Origin of the sequence: Urechidicola vernalis, assembly GCF_031846385.1 — a bacterium.
GTDB lineage: Bacteria > Bacteroidota > Bacteroidia > Flavobacteriales > Flavobacteriaceae > Urechidicola > Urechidicola vernalis.
This window is the reverse complement of record NZ_JAVRHV010000001.1, coordinates 818,560-836,020: the sequence shown is the minus strand read 5'-3', so window position 1 is coordinate 836,020 and position 17,461 is coordinate 818,560. Positions and strand designations below refer to the sequence as shown.

General features: G+C 32.0%; 15 protein-coding genes. 10 read left to right on the top strand and 5 right to left on the bottom strand.

Annotation, left to right across the window (positions count from 1 at the left end; all coding sequences use genetic code 11):
- Window positions 1-6 precede the first annotated feature (6 nt).
- On the top strand, window positions 7-4,407 hold the full coding sequence (locus tag RM519_RS03700) for a translocation/assembly module TamB domain-containing protein (RefSeq protein ID WP_311592199.1): 4,401 nt from the start codon (window positions 7-9) through the stop codon (window positions 4,405-4,407).
- Between the two features lie 15 nt (window positions 4,408-4,422).
- Here RM519_RS03700 and RM519_RS03695 read toward each other — a convergent pair whose 3' ends face one another.
- Together RM519_RS03695 and RM519_RS03690 are read right to left on the bottom strand one after the other, a co-directional pair.
- A complete protein-coding gene (locus tag RM519_RS03695) occupies window positions 4,423-4,803 on the bottom strand; it encodes a Rid family detoxifying hydrolase (RefSeq protein ID WP_311592198.1) in 381 nt (126 codons plus the stop codon).
- Between the two features lie 20 nt (window positions 4,804-4,823).
- Complete coding sequence (locus tag RM519_RS03690; protein WP_311592197.1) at window positions 4,824-7,457, bottom strand: putative LPS assembly protein LptD; 2,634 nt, start codon at window positions 7,455-7,457, stop codon at window positions 4,824-4,826.
- Window positions 7,458-7,632: 175 nt separating this feature from the next.
- Here RM519_RS03690 and RM519_RS03685 point away from each other — a divergent pair, with 175 nt between their 5' ends.
- From RM519_RS03685 to menA, 6 genes are all read left to right on the top strand, one after another.
- Window positions 7,633-8,754, top strand: coding sequence for an N-acetylmuramoyl-L-alanine amidase family protein (locus RM519_RS03685; protein WP_311592196.1), 1,122 nt, complete (start codon window positions 7,633-7,635; stop codon window positions 8,752-8,754).
- Between the two features lie 63 nt (window positions 8,755-8,817).
- Window positions 8,818-9,771: an MlaD family protein gene (locus tag RM519_RS03680; protein ID WP_311592194.1), complete on the top strand. Its 954-nt coding sequence runs from the start codon at window positions 8,818-8,820 to the stop codon at window positions 9,769-9,771.
- Between the two features lie 6 nt (window positions 9,772-9,777).
- A complete protein-coding gene (locus tag RM519_RS03675) occupies window positions 9,778-10,383 on the top strand; it encodes a carboxymuconolactone decarboxylase family protein (RefSeq protein ID WP_311592193.1) in 606 nt (201 codons plus the stop codon).
- 3 nt (window positions 10,384-10,386) lie between these two features.
- Complete coding sequence (locus RM519_RS03670) at window positions 10,387-11,694, top strand: 4Fe-4S dicluster domain-containing protein (protein ID WP_311592192.1); 1,308 nt, start codon at window positions 10,387-10,389, stop codon at window positions 11,692-11,694.
- Between the two features lie 63 nt (window positions 11,695-11,757).
- Window positions 11,758-12,534, top strand: a complete 777-nt coding sequence (locus RM519_RS03665) for a (Fe-S)-binding protein (protein ID WP_311592190.1) — start codon at window positions 11,758-11,760, stop codon at window positions 12,532-12,534.
- Window positions 12,535-12,606: 72 nt separating this feature from the next.
- Window positions 12,607-13,503 (top strand): 1,4-dihydroxy-2-naphthoate octaprenyltransferase, encoded by an 897-nt coding sequence (menA, locus tag RM519_RS03660; protein WP_311592188.1) that lies wholly within the window; start codon window positions 12,607-12,609, stop codon window positions 13,501-13,503.
- Window positions 13,504-14,031: 528 nt separating this feature from the next.
- On the opposite strand, the gene RM519_RS03655 is transcribed toward menA, so the two are convergent.
- The 3 genes from RM519_RS03655 to RM519_RS03645 are packed head-to-tail and all read right to left on the bottom strand — an operon-like array spanning window position 14,032 to window position 15,694.
- Window positions 14,032-14,511, bottom strand: coding sequence for a hypothetical protein (locus tag RM519_RS03655; protein ID WP_311592186.1), 480 nt, complete (start codon window positions 14,509-14,511; stop codon window positions 14,032-14,034).
- Window positions 14,512-14,551: 40 nt separating this feature from the next.
- On the bottom strand, window positions 14,552-15,097 hold the full coding sequence (locus RM519_RS03650; RefSeq protein ID WP_311592184.1) for a DinB family protein: 546 nt from the start codon (window positions 15,095-15,097) through the stop codon (window positions 14,552-14,554).
- A gap of 60 nt (window positions 15,098-15,157) precedes the next feature.
- Window positions 15,158-15,694, bottom strand: coding sequence for a Crp/Fnr family transcriptional regulator (locus RM519_RS03645; protein ID WP_311592183.1), 537 nt, complete (start codon window positions 15,692-15,694; stop codon window positions 15,158-15,160).
- Window positions 15,695-15,810: 116 nt separating this feature from the next.
- Between RM519_RS03645 and RM519_RS03640 the strand changes: the two genes are divergently transcribed.
- The 3 genes from RM519_RS03640 to RM519_RS03630 are packed head-to-tail and all read left to right on the top strand — an operon-like array spanning window position 15,811 to window position 17,432.
- Window positions 15,811-16,488 (top strand): metal-dependent hydrolase, encoded by a 678-nt coding sequence (locus RM519_RS03640; RefSeq protein ID WP_311592181.1) that lies wholly within the window; start codon window positions 15,811-15,813, stop codon window positions 16,486-16,488.
- 35 nt (window positions 16,489-16,523) lie between these two features.
- Window positions 16,524-17,048: an SRPBCC family protein gene (locus RM519_RS03635; protein WP_311592180.1), complete on the top strand. Its 525-nt coding sequence runs from the start codon at window positions 16,524-16,526 to the stop codon at window positions 17,046-17,048.
- Window positions 17,049-17,054: 6 nt separating this feature from the next.
- Entirely contained in the window at window positions 17,055-17,432 is a 378-nt protein-coding gene (locus RM519_RS03630; RefSeq protein WP_311592179.1) for a VOC family protein, read from the top strand.
- Window positions 17,433-17,461 lie beyond the last annotated feature (29 nt).

Genomic DNA, 17,461 nt, shown 5'->3' with positions numbered 1-17,461 from the left:
TTTGTGTTGATTTCCATTTTATTGGCCATTCCTGCTGTTCAAACAAAGTTGGGGAAATTAGCAACCAATATTTTAAATGAAGATTACAATACCAATATAACAGTAAACAAAGTAAAATTATCGCTTTTTGGAGATGTAGATTTAAAAGAAATTGAAATTTTAGATCACCATTTAGATTCTATGATTTTTGTTAAAAAATTGACAACTTCAATTTTTAGTTATCGGAATATTTTAAAAAACAAGTTTGAGTTCAGTGATATTGAACTTGAAGGTGTTAATTTTTTAATTAGAACGCATAAAGGTGAGGAAAGAGATGCATTTGTTCAATTTGTTGAAAGTTTTGACAAAGAAAAAACAGACTCTATTCCATCAAACTTTCTGTTAACTGCAGATTCGGTTATTTTAGAAGATTTTAATCTTAAGATTTACGATGAGAATAAATTGGATGAAGTTCCGGTTACATTCAAAAATGTGACAGGACCTATTGAAAACTTTAAAATTAATGGTCCAAAATTTAATGGTGATATAAGAGGATTAAGTTTTGTAGAAAACCATGAAATTGAAGTAAAAAGTTTAATCTCGGATTTTTCTTATACTAGAGAAAAGATGAGTTTGTTCCAAACGGAACTATCAACAAAAACCTCTAAGGTATCGGCAGATATTGTATTTTTTAGAGATGGCTCTTTTGAAGATTTTAATAATAAGGTGAAATTTAAAGGAGACATAAAATCGGCAGACTTGTCATTAGAAGATTTACGAAAGTTTTATGGAGAATTTGGTCATAACAATGTGTTGCATTTTAAAACAAAATTAGAAGGTACTTTAAACGATTTTAAAACAAGAGGATTCCAGTTAGAATCGGATTTAAGAACAATAATAGTAGGAGATTTTCATGTAAAGAATGCGTTCGAATCAGAAAAAGGATTTTCTATCTATGCCGATTTAAATAATTTGGTTTCAGAATATGATAACCTTAAAAATTTACTTCCAAATATTCTTTCAAAATCAGTTCCAACTTCGTTTAAAGATTTGGGTAGATTTGGAATAAGTGGTACTTCCTTTATTTCTAATTCTGAAATAAATACTGATATCGAAATAAATACAGATTTGGGGTCTATTATTACCGATTTGCATCTGACCGAAATAAACAATATAGATAATGCGAGTTACAAAGGAAATCTTAAAATTATAGAATTTGATTTGGGTAAAATTGCCAATGATTCTTTAATTGGTAAAATTTCATTAGATGCAGATATTGATGGTTATGGATTTACTTTTGAAAACTTAAATACGGTAGTTGTAGGAGAAGTATATGAGCATAATTACAAAGGATATTCGTATAATAATATTGACGTAAATGGTCGTTTTCAAAACAAAAAATTTGAAGGAGAATTAATTGTAAGCGATGAGAATTTGCAATTAAAATTTAATGGGTTGGCAGATTTATCTAAAGAGATTTACAAATTTGATTTTAGAACTACAGTAGGGCATGCTGACTTTAATCAATTGAACTTGTTTACTAGAGATTCTGTTGCAATTTTAAAAGGAGATATTGATATAGATTTACAAGGAAATTCTTTTGATAATGTTGTTGGCTCTATCAGTTTTAAAGAATCTTCCTATACAAATGAAATTGGGAATTATTATTTCGAAGATTTTAATATTACATCTGAGTTTGTTGATACTATTAAAGTTGTGAAGATTAACTCTACAGATATTATTAACGGAGAAATTCGCGGTAATTTTAAATTTATTGAATTACCATACCTTACTCAAAATGCCTTAGGGAGTATATATACGAATTATAGTCCTAACAAGGTTACTTCGGGTCAGTTTTTAGATTTTGAATTTGATATCAAGAACAAAATTGTAGAAGTGTTTTTTCCTGAAATTATTTTATCAAAAAACACACTCATAAGTGGGTTTGTTAATTCAGATGATGCCGACTTTAAATTAAACTTAAAATCGGCTAAAATTGAGGCTTATGAGAGTATTGTGGATGATATTAAATTACAAATAGATAATAAAAATCCACTTTTTAATACGCAATTAACCATTGATAAAATCTCCTCTAAGAATTATAATATTTCGCAATTAAATCTAGTAAATGTAACTCTTAATGACACATTATTTTTTAGAACAGAATTTTATGGCGGTAAAAAAGGAAGAGATAAATATGATTTAGGTTTTTATCATACTATTGATGAAGATAACAATTCAGTTGTAGGTTTGAATACGTCGGAAATTGATTATAGAGACACTAAATGGATGTTGAATCCGGAGTCAGACAAGCAAAATAAAATGGTTTTTGATAATCAATTTAAGAAATTCGAAGTTTTGGATTTTGAAATGGAGTCAGAGAACCAGAGCGTTGAATTTAAGGGGCATTCCTATGGTCCTAGTGATAAGAATTTTACTTTAGTAATGGACAATGTTAAATTAGAAGGTATTACTCCAGATTTAGAAGATTGGCAGTTTGAGGGGTTGATAGATGGGAATATAAATTATACTATAAATGAAAATGGTGTGTTGCCAATTGCGAATGTGACCATCGAAAATTTTATTGTTAACGATTCTTATCAAGGAGACCTAGACGTAAGTATGAGAGGACGAAATTCAAGCGAAACCTTCAATATTAATCTTTCTTTAGGGCATAATGATTTTGATTCCTTATTTGCAAACGGAGTTTTAGATTTTGCACCGGAAGAACCAACAGTAGATGTTGCTTTTGAATTCGAGAAGTTTAAGTTGGATATTTTGAGTCCAATTGGAGATGAAAACTTTGAAGACATGAGAGGTCATATATATGGAAATGCTCGACTTTCAGGCTTATTAGCAAATCCGGATATGGATGGGGAATTTTATTTATTTGATGCCGGATTGGCGATGCCTTATTTAAATGTGAATTATGATTTTGAAGGGACTACTATTGTTAATTTACATGGTCAAACTTTTGAGATAATTGATTTGACATTAAAAGATGATGTAAAAGGAACAAGAGGAACTTTATTAGGATCTATATCACATGACTATTTTACAGATTGGAAGTTGGATTTGAATTTAAATACAGATAATTTATTAGTATTAAATACAGAGCAAACCGAAGAGTCATTGTATTACGGTCAAGGATACATCGATGGAAGTGCTAGAATAGAAGGTTTTACCGATAACTTAACAATTGATGTAAATGGAAAAACCAATAAGGGAACTCGTTTTGTAATTCCAATGAGTTCTTCGAGTACGGTTGATAATACTGGTATTGTAACGTTTACAACAGGTATTCAACAAGGAGAGGAAAGAGAAATACCTGATGAAGTGTTGTTTGAAAGGTTAAAAGGATTGAAGTTGAACTTTAACCTCCAAGTGACCAAGGATGCCGAAATTGAAATGGTGTTAGACAATGTAACCGGAAGTATGCTAAAAGGAAGTGGTACAGGAGATTTGCAAATAGCCATTGATATGAATGGTATGTTTAATATGTACGGTGATTTTATTATTGATAAGGGCTTGTATAACTTTAACTTTAAAGATGTTATTAATAAAGAATTTACTGCAACTAGAGGTGGACGAATTTCATGGAACGGAAATCCTTATGAAGCGGATATTGACATTGAAACAATTTTTAGAGTATATGCAAACCCTAAATATTTATTGGAAAATGTTTATACAAGTAGGGATATTGCTGTTGATTTAGTAGCAAGATTCTCAGGTGAATTGTTTAATTCTAAACAAGAGTATGACATTTTAATGCCAGATGCAGATTCTGAAATTAAAGCGGAATTAGATTTTAAATTGAATGGTAGTAATGATTTTAATACCAAGATGAACAATTTTGGATCGCTTTTAATATTTGGTTCTTTTTATAGTGATGAAAGTACTTTAGGAGATAATAGTAGGATGTTAATTGCAGGTATAAGTGAAGAGTTTTTGTCGAGTGCTCTAACCAATATTATTAATTCTAATAATAACAATGTAAAGATTGGTGTTACCTATGACATTGGAAGTCCTACCTCTGATATTCAAAATCTTGAAACGGATGACCAACTTGGATTTACAGTAGCTACCCAAATAAACGATCGAATTTTAATTGATGGTAAATTAGGGGTACCTGTTGGTTCGAATAATCAATCTGGATTAGTAGGAGAAGTTGAAATAGAATTTTTATTAAATGAAGAAGGAACTTTAAGATCTAGTGTGTTTAATAGACAAAATGAGATTCAATATTCTGAAGAAGAGGAAGGTTATACGCAAGGTGTCGGGCTTACGTATCAATTTGATTTTAATACAGGTTCTGAGTTTTTAGAGCGATTAGGACTGAAGAAATCCCAAGCAAAGAAAGATTCTTTAGCTTCAATAAAGAAAGATAGTATCACTGTTAAAAAGTCAGTGGTTGGTTTTAAAAAATAGTAGCAAACTAATTGATTAGATAGCCGCGATGACCGAAATCTCTACATTCACAAACTTTGGTAAATTAGCCACTTCAACTGTTTCTCTGGCCGGAGCCGTTTCTGGGTTGAAATAAGAGCTATAGACTTCATTTATTTCTGAAAAATTATGCATATCCGAAATGAAAATGGTCGTTTTAAAAACATTTTCAAAGTTCATATCCGCCGCGTTCAAAACTGCTTGTAAGTTTTGCATTACTTGTTCAGTTTCCGATTTAATTGAATCGAGCACTAATTCATCAGTCTTAGGATTTATGGCAATTTGACCAGAAGTATACAAAATATTTCCAACTAAAGTCGCTTGATTATATGGCCCGATTGGAGCAGGTGCATTTGAAGTGTTAATTATTTTTTTCATAGAAATTGAATTATGAAATGTTAGAATAGTCTTCTATCTGGTTGTTTACGTTTGTCGTATTTAACATCGCTAAAGACACCCGATTTAATACCTATATAAAAATTATATGTAGTTCTTGGTCCGAATGGTACCCAGTTAAAACTCATGCGCCAACTATCTAAATCTCTATTAAAACGTAATTGAGTATATGTAAATCCATGATTTTTAAAATCGTATCCGGAACTAAAACCCATCTGCCATTTAGGAGTTAATTCTATATCTCCAGAAAACATTAAAGAATGCGACGTAATTTCATTTTGACCTATTGTATTGGAATAATTCATTGCATAAGCAAATCGAACACTCCAAGGCATTGTAGAGTTATAAATTTTAGAAGTTTTATTTTCTTCGCTATTATCTTGATTTCGTGGGTCGTTAGTAGCTCTTAAATCCTCTCCAAAAATTCCATCAGAGCCAGTGTCATCTCTTGCCGCACTATTATTTTGGTTCGATTCATTTTTTGAAGATTTACTCTTAATTGAATAATTCATAGTTAAACCGGCATTGGTAAGCCTAAATAGACTACCACCATTGTCAATATTAAAACGATCTATTCTTCTGCCGTTCACATCTAACCCATAAGGATCCATTGTTGCTCTTAAATTTACCGCCATTTTATCTTTAAAAAACGCAGTTCCGGCACTCATATTTAAGGGGCTCCATTTTAAAGTGTCTGCCGCCATATTATAATTAGTGCTAAGGCTTAGTGTCTTTAATAAACTTATTTTTTGTGCTTCTGTTTCGGTGGAATCTTTAGATCTAACCTTTGCTTCAAAAATATTATTTACAGATAATCCTAAACTATTAGATATACCTCTCGATGGACCTCCATAAATTCCATTTTCCAAAGGGGAATATTCTCTAATATCTGTTGGGTCATCACTATATTGATATTCCTCGTAATATTGAGGGAAATCTGGTCTGTAGCTATAAGAAACAGAAGGACGCATTGTATGCCTAATCGCTTCTATTTTACTGCCTTTTTTAAAGACGAAATCACCATAAATAGTAGTAGAAATAGATGCTCCAGCATTATACTCTCTAAAAGCGTTAAATCCTTTTATTGTATCTGTAACAACTTCGTCAGTGGTATCATCATAGTACTTGTTTACTTTGTCAAAATACCAAACTTCTTTATAGCGAGCATTTGGAGATAGCGTAAAATGCTTAAAAAGTTTCGTGCTTGTACTCAAATTGGCATCATGTTGCATACCCGTTTGTGCCGTTTCAAACATTTCACTTTTAAAGAAAAACTCGTCGGTAGTATTAATTCTATAGTCTCCTTTAAAATTATAAGTAGTTCCTAAATTTTGAAGCATTCCTTTTTTAGCACCAATTTTAGGAGCAAAAGGATAAATCCTATCCATACTTACTTGAAGTGAAGGAAGCGACATTATAATACTTTCTGTATTGGTATTTTGTGAGTGCGTCATGGAAGACGTCAAATTAAATGGGGTACCGACAAATCGCCTTTGATAAGAGATGGAAGAACTCAATGTATTATTTAAAAATGAATTACTGTTGTATTCGTTCAGGGATTGTCTGTAATATGTACTACTACCAAGGTTTACGGAAGCACTGAATCTAGCGTTCGGGTTTGATTTTCCATCTTGACTATGACTCCATCTAATATTGTAATTAGAACTTCTATTGTAGTCATCTAAACCTCTAATACCGTTGTAAAGGTTTTCATATCTAAAGCCAAAACTACCGTTAAATTTATAGCGAACTTTATAATTACTTTGGGCATTAATACCCCAACTTCCGTTGGTATATACATCTCCCATTAAGGCTAAGTCAAAATATTCATTTAACGCTAAGTAATATCCTCCATTTTGTAAATAAAACCCTTGTTCTCTTGTGCTACCATACGAAGGCATAATTATTCCGGATGTTCTACCTTGTGTCAGCGGAAAATAGGAAAAAGGTAGAATTAAAGGAGTAGGTACTTCTGCAATAATAAATTGAGATTTACCTCCAACAATTTTTTTGTCTGGGACTAACTTACCCTTGTCAACCCTAATTTCATAATCAGGAATCGGTTTTTTAGAGGTGGTTATGGAAATGTTAGAAACATAAATGGTTGAATCATTTACTTTCTTCATTATCCCAGTTTTTGTATCTAGGCCAGTAATTTCTGAAAGTGTACCCCAAGCCAAGGCTTTTTCGGTTTTTGTGTTCAGTTTAATAGAATCGTGAGTAGATTCTTGACCGTCCTGAACTACAATAGGTCTTTGAATATACCCTGTACTATCTATTATACCACGAGCCATGACCATATTCGTCTCGCTGTTAATTGTTATTATTCCGGCCTTAATATTGATGTTGCCATAATCTACTTCGGCGTTATAGTATAAAGTCATTAAACTCCTATCTAAGTTATAACTTTGTGTACTGTCGGCGCTATGAGAAACAATAGCTTCAATTGCTCCTTTTGGTCTTATAACGCTATCTAACTGAACCGAATCTTTTGGTTGGACTAAACTTTTTTCGTTTTTTCCAATGGTATCGGTACTTGAAGTTGTAATAGGAGGGGTGTTTTGCGCTGAAGCAAATTGTCCTGCAAAACTGATAAAGAACAGAGTAAAAAGTATTTTTGGTAAATTTAATTGCAATGCTTTAAATACTTTATCGTTTTATTTAAAATAATAGGTTAAATTGTTATGAAACTCACCATTTTTGTTAATTTCGCTGATGTGTTTCAGTATCAAATTTTAATCATTAGTATTAGGGTTGGCTCATTAATTGCAGCCCCTTCTATAAGATGCCAAAAATAACTAAAATATATTGATGTACTTACAGATGTTTCACAAATTTAATACCAAAACGAATGCACTTCTAGTTTTCGTATTTTTCTTGTTTTTTATTTTTGGTAACACTAATTTATTTGGTCAATCTAAAGTGTATACGGTTGTATTAGATGCTGGGCATGGAGGGCATGATCCAGGTAAAAGTGTACGCAGTAAGCATTATTATGAAAAAGAGATAGCCTTAAACATTACATTAGAGGTTGGTAAGATTCTTGAAAAAGAGGGAAACATCAATGTTATTTATACTCGAAAAAAAGATGTGTTTGTAGATTTATACGAACGAGGTAGAATTGCCAATAAGGCTGATGCGAATTTATTTGTATCTATACATTGTAATGCACATCATACACAGGCATCAGGAACAGAAACTTGGGTGTTAGGTTTGCATGCCAACAAACAAAACTTAGAAGTTGCAAAAAAGGAGAATGAGGTAATTTTGTTAGAAGATAATTACAAAGAAAACTATAAGGGGTTTGACCCTAGTTCTCCAGAAACAATTATTGGTATTACATTAATGCAAGAAGAGTATTTAGATCAAAGTTTAGATTTAGCGAATATTGTTCAAAAAAGCATGATTAAAGATGTGAAACGAAAAGATAGGGGAGTGAAACAGGCAGCCTTCATAGTACTGCATCAGACATATATGCCAAGTATTTTAATAGAAACAGGATTTGTTACAAATACGGCTGAAGGTAAATACTTGAACACTAAAAATGGACAATCTAATTATGCGAAGTCAATTGCAAAAGGAGTTGCTAATTATGTAAAGCAAATAGACTATAATTCGGTTGCTAAAGAAGATGTGGTTATTCAAAATTCGCAAGATGATGTAAGAATCAATTCAGATATTGTGTTTAAAGTTCAGATTGCTTCTGGTAGAAGAAAACTTGAAACAAAATCGTATAACTTTAATGGTCTTGCCGGTGTTGAGCGTGTTGCCGTAGGGAAATCTTACAAGTATTATTTAGGAAAAACATCCGATTTTACGCAAATTAAAAAGGACCATCAATTGGCAAAAAAGAAAGGATATAAGTCCGCATTTGTTGTAGCCTTTAAAAATGGAGAGAAAATTAGTGTAGAAGAAGCGCTAAAAACGGAGTAAAATAGTATTTTTACTTCTAAGAATTGAATACTAAAAATTTATACTAAACTAGATATTGCTATTTTGAAATTAACAAGAGAATTTAAAACCGGATTTGTATCAGTTGCTATAATTGGTGTTTTTATTTGGGGCTATAATTTTATGAAAGGTCAAAACCTTTTTAACACAGCGCCAAGAACTTATTTTGCAAAGTATGCTAATGTAGATGGACTAAATACGGCGAGCAACGTTACTATAAATGGATTACCAGTAGGTAAAGTTTTGGAAATCACTTTTGATAAAGATCCAAATAACCGAGGACAATTAATTGTTGAATTTGGTGTGGATAATGATTTTGAATTCTCAGATAAGAGCATTGTTAAAATTTATAGCACAAGTTTAATGGGTGGTAAAGCCTTAGCACTTGTGCCTTCTTATGAAGGAGAAATTGCAAAATCTGGATCATATTTAAAAGGAGATACGGAATTAGATATGTTTGCTTCTTTAAGCGAAACGTTAGGGCCAGTTCAGGCAAAAGTTGAAAGTGTTTTGGTAAATGCGGACTCTTTATTACTTGGGTTGAATCAGGTTTTAAATGCAGAGGCTCGTAAAGATTTACAAGAAACATTTTCAGGTTTAAATAAAACGGTGGCTAATTTTAAAACGGCTTCAGATTCTTTAGATGAAATTTTAGATGAAAACAAAGAGAAATTAAATATATCTCTTTCTAATGTAGAAACAATTACTACCAATTTTGCAAAAATTTCAGACTCGTTAGCCAATGCTAACCTCGGTGAGACTATGGCCAAGTTAGAAACTACAGTTAATTCATTTAATGCCATTTTAACCGGAATGGAAAATGGAGAAGGATCTTTGGGTAAATTGTTGAAAGATGAAGCCTTGTATACGAATTTAGAAAACGCGGCGAAGGAAATGGAAGAGTTGCTGCGTGAAATGAAAGAACATCCAAAACGTTTTGTTCATTTTTCTATTTTCGGTAAAAAAGACAAAGGATATCAATCAGAAGAGAAAGAATAAATTGCCATGACCTGGATTAAAACCATTCCTTTTCAAGAAGCCACAGGTCGCTTATTAAAGTTATACAAAAAGGTTACTGGGCCAAATAATAATGTAGATAACATTATGATGGCACATAGTCTAAGACCGCATACAATGACTGGACATATGGCTTTGTATAAAAATGTGCTTCACAATAGTAATAACACCCTGCCAAAATGGTATCTAGAAAGCATTGGAGTTTATGTTAGCCTTTTAAATAATTGTCCGTATTGCATAGATCATCATTTTGCAGGTTTAACTCGTTTGCTAAATGATAAAGAAAAGGCTCTTACATTGAAAAAAGGGTTGGAAATAAATAAATTTAATGAGTTGTTGGAAGTTAAATTTGTTGAAGGGTTGAAATATGCTAAAAAATTAACTCAATTAAAAGAAAAGGTTTCTGAGTCAGATATTTTATTGTTGAAAACGTTAAATTTGACTGACGGAGAAATTCTTGAAATAAATCAAGTTACGGCCTATTTTAATTATGCAAATAGAACGGTTTTAGGATTGGGTATTTCTTCTGAGGGAGATATCATTGGTTTGTCGCCTAATGATAGTGCAGATGAAGATAATTGGAATCATCAATAAATTATGGAATATATAGATAATATCATTTTTGCCATACTGCTTTTTGCTGGTATTGCTTTTTTTGTTCGAAACGTAAAAAAGTTAAAACGAAACATTGATTTAGGAAAAGATATAGATCGTTCTGATCGCAAAAAAGAGCGTTGGAATAATATGTTTCGCATTGCTTTAGGGCAAGGTAAAATGACCCGTAGACCTGTTTCTGGTTTACTTCATATTATTGTGTATGTAGGGTTTGTCATTATTAATATAGAGGTATTAGAAATTATTATTGATGGCTTGTTTGGTACGCATAGAGTTTTAAGTTTTATGGGAGGTTTTTATGGCTTTCTAATCGGAACTTTTGAAGTATTAGCGGTCTTAGTTCTAGTTTCGGTAATCGTTTTTTGGATTCGTAGAATGGTGCTAAGAATTCCAAGGTTTTGGAATAAGGAGATGAAAGGGTTTCCAAAGAACGACGGATTGTATATTCTTTATTTTGAAATGGTTTTAATGACTTTGTTCTTGTTCATGAATGCTACAGATCATCAATTTCAATTAGCAAAGAACGGGAATGTTATTAGTCAATATTTGTACCCTTTTGTATTAGAAAATCCACCTATAGTTTTGCATTATATGGAACGCACGTTTTGGTGGTTGCATATTGGAGGTATATTAATATTCTTAAACTATTTATATTATTCAAAGCACTTGCATATTCTACTAGCCTTTCCTAATACATTTTTTGCAAACTTGAATCCGAAAGGACAATTTACAAATGATGCAACGGTTATGAAAGAGGTGAAGTTAATGATGGACCCAGATGCTGATCCGTTTGCAGCACCACCAGAAGGTGAAGATGAAGGAGAGCCGGAAAAGTTCGGTGCAAGCGATGTTACCGATTTAAATTGGGTGCAATTGCTCAATGCATATACCTGTACAGAATGCGGTAGATGTACTTCTTCTTGCCCTGCAAATTTAACCGGAAAGGAATTATCACCAAGAGCTATAATGATGAAAACGAGAGATCGTTTGGAAGAAGTAGGAAAAAATATAGATGCTAATGGTGGGGAGTTTAAAGATGATGGCAAGCAGTTATTAAACGATTATATTACACCTGAAGAACTTTGGGCTTGTACCAGTTGTAATGCTTGTGTAGAAGAGTGCCCGGTAAGTATAGATCCATTGTCTATTATTATGGATATGAGACGCTATTTGGTAATGGAACAGTCCGCTGCACCTCAGGAATTGAATATGATGATGACCAATATTGAAAATAATGGGGCACCTTGGCAGTACAACCAAATGGATAGATTGAATTGGAAAGATGAATAGATTTGTAAATGTCTGTTCGAGCGGAGTCGAGAACTTATTTTTTATTAGAAAAACTTGGAGAAAATGAACGTACCAACAATGGCAGAAATGATGGCTCAAGGCAAACAACCAGAAGTGTTGTTTTGGGTAGGATCTGCGGGAAGTTATGACGATAGAGCTAAGAAAATTACACGTGCTTTTGTTAAGATACTTAACAAAGCAAATGTCGATTTTGCTGTTTTAGGAACTGAGGAGAGTTCGACAGGAGATGCTGCTAAAAGAGCTGGGAATGAAATGGTTTTTCAAATGCAGGCAATGACAAACATTGAGATTTTAAATGCATATGAAATAAAGAAAATCGTGACATGTGATCCTCATTCATTTAATACTTTAAAAAACGAATATCCAGAATTAGGAGGAACTTACAAAGTCTATCATCACACCCAATATATTCAACAATTAATTTCTGAAGGAAGACTAGAATTAAATGGTTCTATGGATAATGAACGGGTTACTTTTCATGACCCTTGTTATTTAGGAAGAGCGAATGATGAATACGAATCACCTAGAGAATTGATTAAAAGGTTGGGCGTAAATTTAGTTGAGATGAAACGCAATAAAAGAAATGCGCTTTGCTGTGGGGCAGGTGGTGCCCAAATGTTTAAAGAACCTGAAAAAGGTGATTTAGATGTGAATGTATTAAGAACTAGAGATGCTCTAAAAACAAATCCTAAAATCATTGCAACGGGTTGTCCATATTGCAACACTATGATGACAGATGGAGTGAAAGCAGAAAACAAAGAAGAAAGCGTTGAGGTCTTGGATATTGCTGAATTAATAACGAATTCAGAAAATCTTTAAATCCTAATCATTCTGAACCCATTTAAGAAATTGATCTCTTTTTTAACTTCATCGTTCAAAGAAATATTATAAATGTTTAAAAGTTTCATTCAAGCGGCGCGTTTAAGAACGTTGCCACTTTCACTTTCAGGAATAATATTGGGTTGTTTTTTAGCAGCTTGTGAAAATATTTTTAATTGGAAAATTTGTGTTTTGGCCTTGTTTACCACTGTTGGCTTACAAGTACTCTCTAATTTTGCAAATGATTACGGAGATGGTGTAAAAGGTACAGATAATGAAGATAGAATAGGACCTGAACGCGCATTACAAAGTGGAGCCATATTTCCGAAACAAATGTTATTAGCAATTAAAATTACAGGGGTAATAACGCTTATTATTGCAACTTTGTTAATCTATGTATCATTTGGTAGTGAAAACTTTGGGCATTCTTTGTTGTTTTTTGCATTAGGAATAGCCAGTATTATAGCCGCAATAAAATACACCATGGGTAAAAATGCTTATGGATATAGCGGATTAGGAGATGTATTTGTGTTTTTATTTTTTGGCTTATTAAGTGTTTGTGGTTCGTACTTTTTATTTGCGAAGCAATTACCAATTTCACTTTTTTTACCAGCGGCTTCTATAGGAATGTTAAGTGCAGGAGTGCTGAACTTAAATAACATGCGAGATCGTGAATCTGATGCGAAATCAGGTAAAAATACGTTGGTGGTTAAAATAGGGGCGGAGTTTGCAAAATATTATCATTACTACTTAATTACAGGTTCTTTTTTGTTTGCTTTATTGTTTGTAACCATAAAGTTTACCTCTGCAATTCAGTTTTTATTTTTGATTGCCTATGTTCCAATTTTCAGACATTTATTCACAGTTTATAAGAATAATGAGCCTAAAGATTTAGATCCTGAATTGAAAAAGTTAGCGCTATCGACTTTTATTTTTGCGCTATTGTTAGGGTTAGGTTTTGTCTTGTGAAAAATGATAATTATTATTTATTCAGTTTTTCTTTTTACCAGAAATATACCGATTAATAAAAATGTTAGCATTAGAAGAACTTCAATTGAAATCACAATGTTAACGATTGAATTAATAGTATCTGAAAAATGGTTATCTATGGTTTCAACTTGATTTAAGTTTTTAAAAAAGTAAATTATGAAGGCAAATATTATTATCATCATGAAATTGGAAACTAGAAATATGCCATTGGCTATTTTGTTTTTTAAATTCCAATAAATCATTCTGAACAGGTAAATAATAAATAAGAAGAAACTAAAATAGAATAGTAAATAATAATATTTAAATACGGTAAAATAAGTGTCGTATATATTAATAGAATAAAAAGAGTCGGGACTATCTAGAATCTTTTTTAGAAAAACGGAATCAATTAAAATTGAAAAAGACAAAGTAGTAATAACCCAAATGAATTCTTTTCTTATAGTTGACATAGTTGTATTTAAAGGTGGAGTTTCTTTAGAACTCAAAAACTGATATATCGTTTTGAAATTATTTCAACAATTTAAAACTTCGTGTAATTTTTGTGCCCTCTCTCAAATCACTATTGTAACAATCAACTGTAATTTGATATACTAGATTTTTTTCTTTCACGTAGATTAAGCCAACATAAACAGGGATTTTTCGTCCATCTTCCTTGTCATATCCTCTAATATAGTTGGAGTTTGGTTGGTCTGGCATGGTGTTACCAGCACCTAAATCTGTAAAACCGAAATCCAAAGCAACTTTTTTAGACAATGCTTTTAAATCTTCTAACACTCCCTTTGGAGCCTTGGTAACATCTATTTTTTGAATATCAACAGCAAAATTATTGTTTTGATAGCCAATTACATCTTCAGATTCGGTGGTATAAGAAGGTAAATATTCTGTTGATTCGAATTGAATATTAAATTCTTCAGAAATTGTTTTGTGTTGCGCTATTGCGCTTAGTCCAACGGTAAATAAAATAAAAAATAGAAAGGATTGATTCATTGCAAATTAATTTGTTGGGTAAATTTAACAAAACAATTTTTTATATGCTTGCTTTTAAAGCGTTGTTCGCTTGAAGAACATGTCTAAAGTTATGATAAATAACCACTCTTAAGGTGTCTCCAAGTTTAAGTTTTAACCATTTGCTTATACTGATGCTGGTTTTTATTTTATTTAGACTTTTGTGTTTAACTAAATCAAGAATTTTTAACAGTTCTTGCTGTTGGATTAAAAATTTTTCTAAACAATTATGTTCTAAAGCACTGCCTAAAGGATTCTTATCTTTTAACGTTTTCATTTTATTTAGTGGTTGTCTTGGCAGCATTAATTTCGCAAAATAGTTTCCGATAAGACCTGATCTAAAATTGTTTTCAAATATTGATTCAGAACTAGAGAGTTGTTTCTCTATTTCAGGCAAATAAAAATCACCATAAAGATTTAAATGCTCAATGCATTCTAGTATACTCCATGATTTCGGATCGGATTTCCAATTCAATTTTGTTAGTGGTAATTTTTGAAATGCTTCAACTTCTGTAATATTGTTCAATGTAATTTTTTCGAGTTCTTTTAAGAGATCTGTTGCGTTCATATTAGTTGTTAATTAAAATACAAATATGATGCTGTAATTGAATAAAAACATTGATTCAAATTAAGATTTTTTAATTCTAGATAAAGTTTCAGGAGTCATTCTTAAATAAGACGCAATATATTTGTTCGGTATTTCCTGAAAAAGTTGAGGACTCCTTTCCAAAACTCTTTGATATCTTTCAACAGGAGAGTTTGTTAAAATATCTCTTTCTCGTTCCATTTGTTGTAATACAAAATTTTCGAGGAGTAATGTATAAGTTTCCTTATACTCAGAAGAACTATTTATGAGGTGAAAAAATGCTTCTTTGGAGATGACCTTAAGTTTGGTTCTCTTTAGCGCTTGCATATAGAAATTTGAGGGTTGTTCATTTAAAAATGAATCTAGCGAAGCAATTAAATTGTTGACATATCCAAAACGGATAGTGTGTTCTTCATTTGCATCGATTACAAAAATTCGAACACTTCCTTCAATTACTAAATAAATATTCGTATCAATACTGCCGGCAGTTTTTAAGTATTCATTACGGCCAAGTTCAATTTCATCGGTCCAAAGTTCTTTTTCTGAAATTGTGTGGATTAATTTTGAAATTGGATTCATAATTTTTCTTTAAAGTAAATTTACAAAAACACCTATAGTTTAGTCGCAAAATGTTGGAAGTTTTCAATTTAATTTTTTTGTAACTTGCAATGACACATCAAAAAGAATTACAGATTATGAAAGTTACCTTTTTAGGACATGCTTGTTTACAGATTGAAATAGCCAATAAAATTTTAATAGTTGATCCGTTTATAAGCGGTAACGAGTTGGCGAGTACTGTAGATGTAAATGCATTAAAGGCAGATTATATATTAATAACTCATGCCCACCAAGACCATGTTTTAGATGTTGAAACTATTGCAAAAAATACGGATGCCAAAATAGTTTCTAATTATGAAATTGTGACGCATTATGGCAACAAGGGTTTTGAAGGCCATCCTATGAACCATGGAGGTACTTGGCTGTTCGATTTTGGTAAGGTTACCTATACCAATGCTATTCATACCAGTTCTTTTCCAGACGGTTCTTATGGAGGGCAACCTGGTGGGTTTATCATAGAATCAGATTCAGGTAATTTGTACATAGCTGGAGATACAGCACTTACGATGGATATGAAACTAATACCGATGCAATGCGCAATTGATATGGCAGTTTTACCAATTGGTGATAATTTTACTATGGGGATTGATAGTGCTATTATTGCTTCAGAATTTGTGGGTTGTAACAATATTTTAGGGTATCATTATGATACGTTTGGATTTATTAAAATTGATCATGAACAGGCGATTTCAAAATTTGAAAAAGCTGGTAAAAAATTAAACCTGTTAGAGATAGGGCAGAGTTTATCTGTATAAATAGAATTTAGTTAATAACTTAAAAACTAGAAAAGATGAATACCGTTTTATACATAATTATTGGTATAGTAGCTTTGATATTCGTTTTGTCGGTAATTGCACCAAAAAGCTATGATGTTAGTAGAAGTATTGTTATAAATAAGCCTTTGGCCGAAGTTTATAATTACTTAAGGTTTCTCGAAAAGCAACATGAATGGAGTCCTTGGGCTGAGAAAGATCCAAATATGGAGAAAACATATACTGGAACGGATGGAGAAGTAGGTTTTATTTCTGCCTGGGTCGGAAACAAGGATGTTGGTTCAGGAGAACAAGAGATTACTGGTTTAAAAGAAAATTTAGAAGTATCAAGTCAATTACGTTTTCTAAAGCCTTGGAAATCTACTTCTGATGCTTATTTAAGAGTTTCTGAAATAAAAGAAGGTACTGAGGTCGTTTGGGGGTTTAGCGGTAATAATAAGTTTCCTATTAGTATTATGATGTTGTTTATGAATATGGATAAAGCTGTAGGAGGTGACTTTGAATTTGGTTTAAATAAGTTGAAGAGAACACTAGAAAAATAAATTTATATGAAAACTAATTTAGTTGGCTGGTTTGAAATACCAGTATCGAGTATGGAGCGTGCAGTAAAATTTTATGAAACTGTCTTTGGTCTTAATGTTCATGTGGAGCAATTCGGACCAATGTTAATGGGTTGGTTCCCGCATGACGATAAAAAGTTTGGTGCTGGTGGCGCTTTGGTATATAACGAAGAGTTTTACAAACCTTCTACTGAAGGTTCTTTAGTCTATTTTAATTCGGAAGACGTATCCATAGAAGTTAGTAGAATAGAAGACGCTGGAGGAAAGGTATTGCAAGAGAAAACATTAATTTCAGAAGAAATAGGTTATATGGCTCTTTTTATAGATTCTGAAGGAAATCGTATAGCGTTGCATTCGAACAATTAAAAATATAGTTTTAAATAGATTAACTAAAA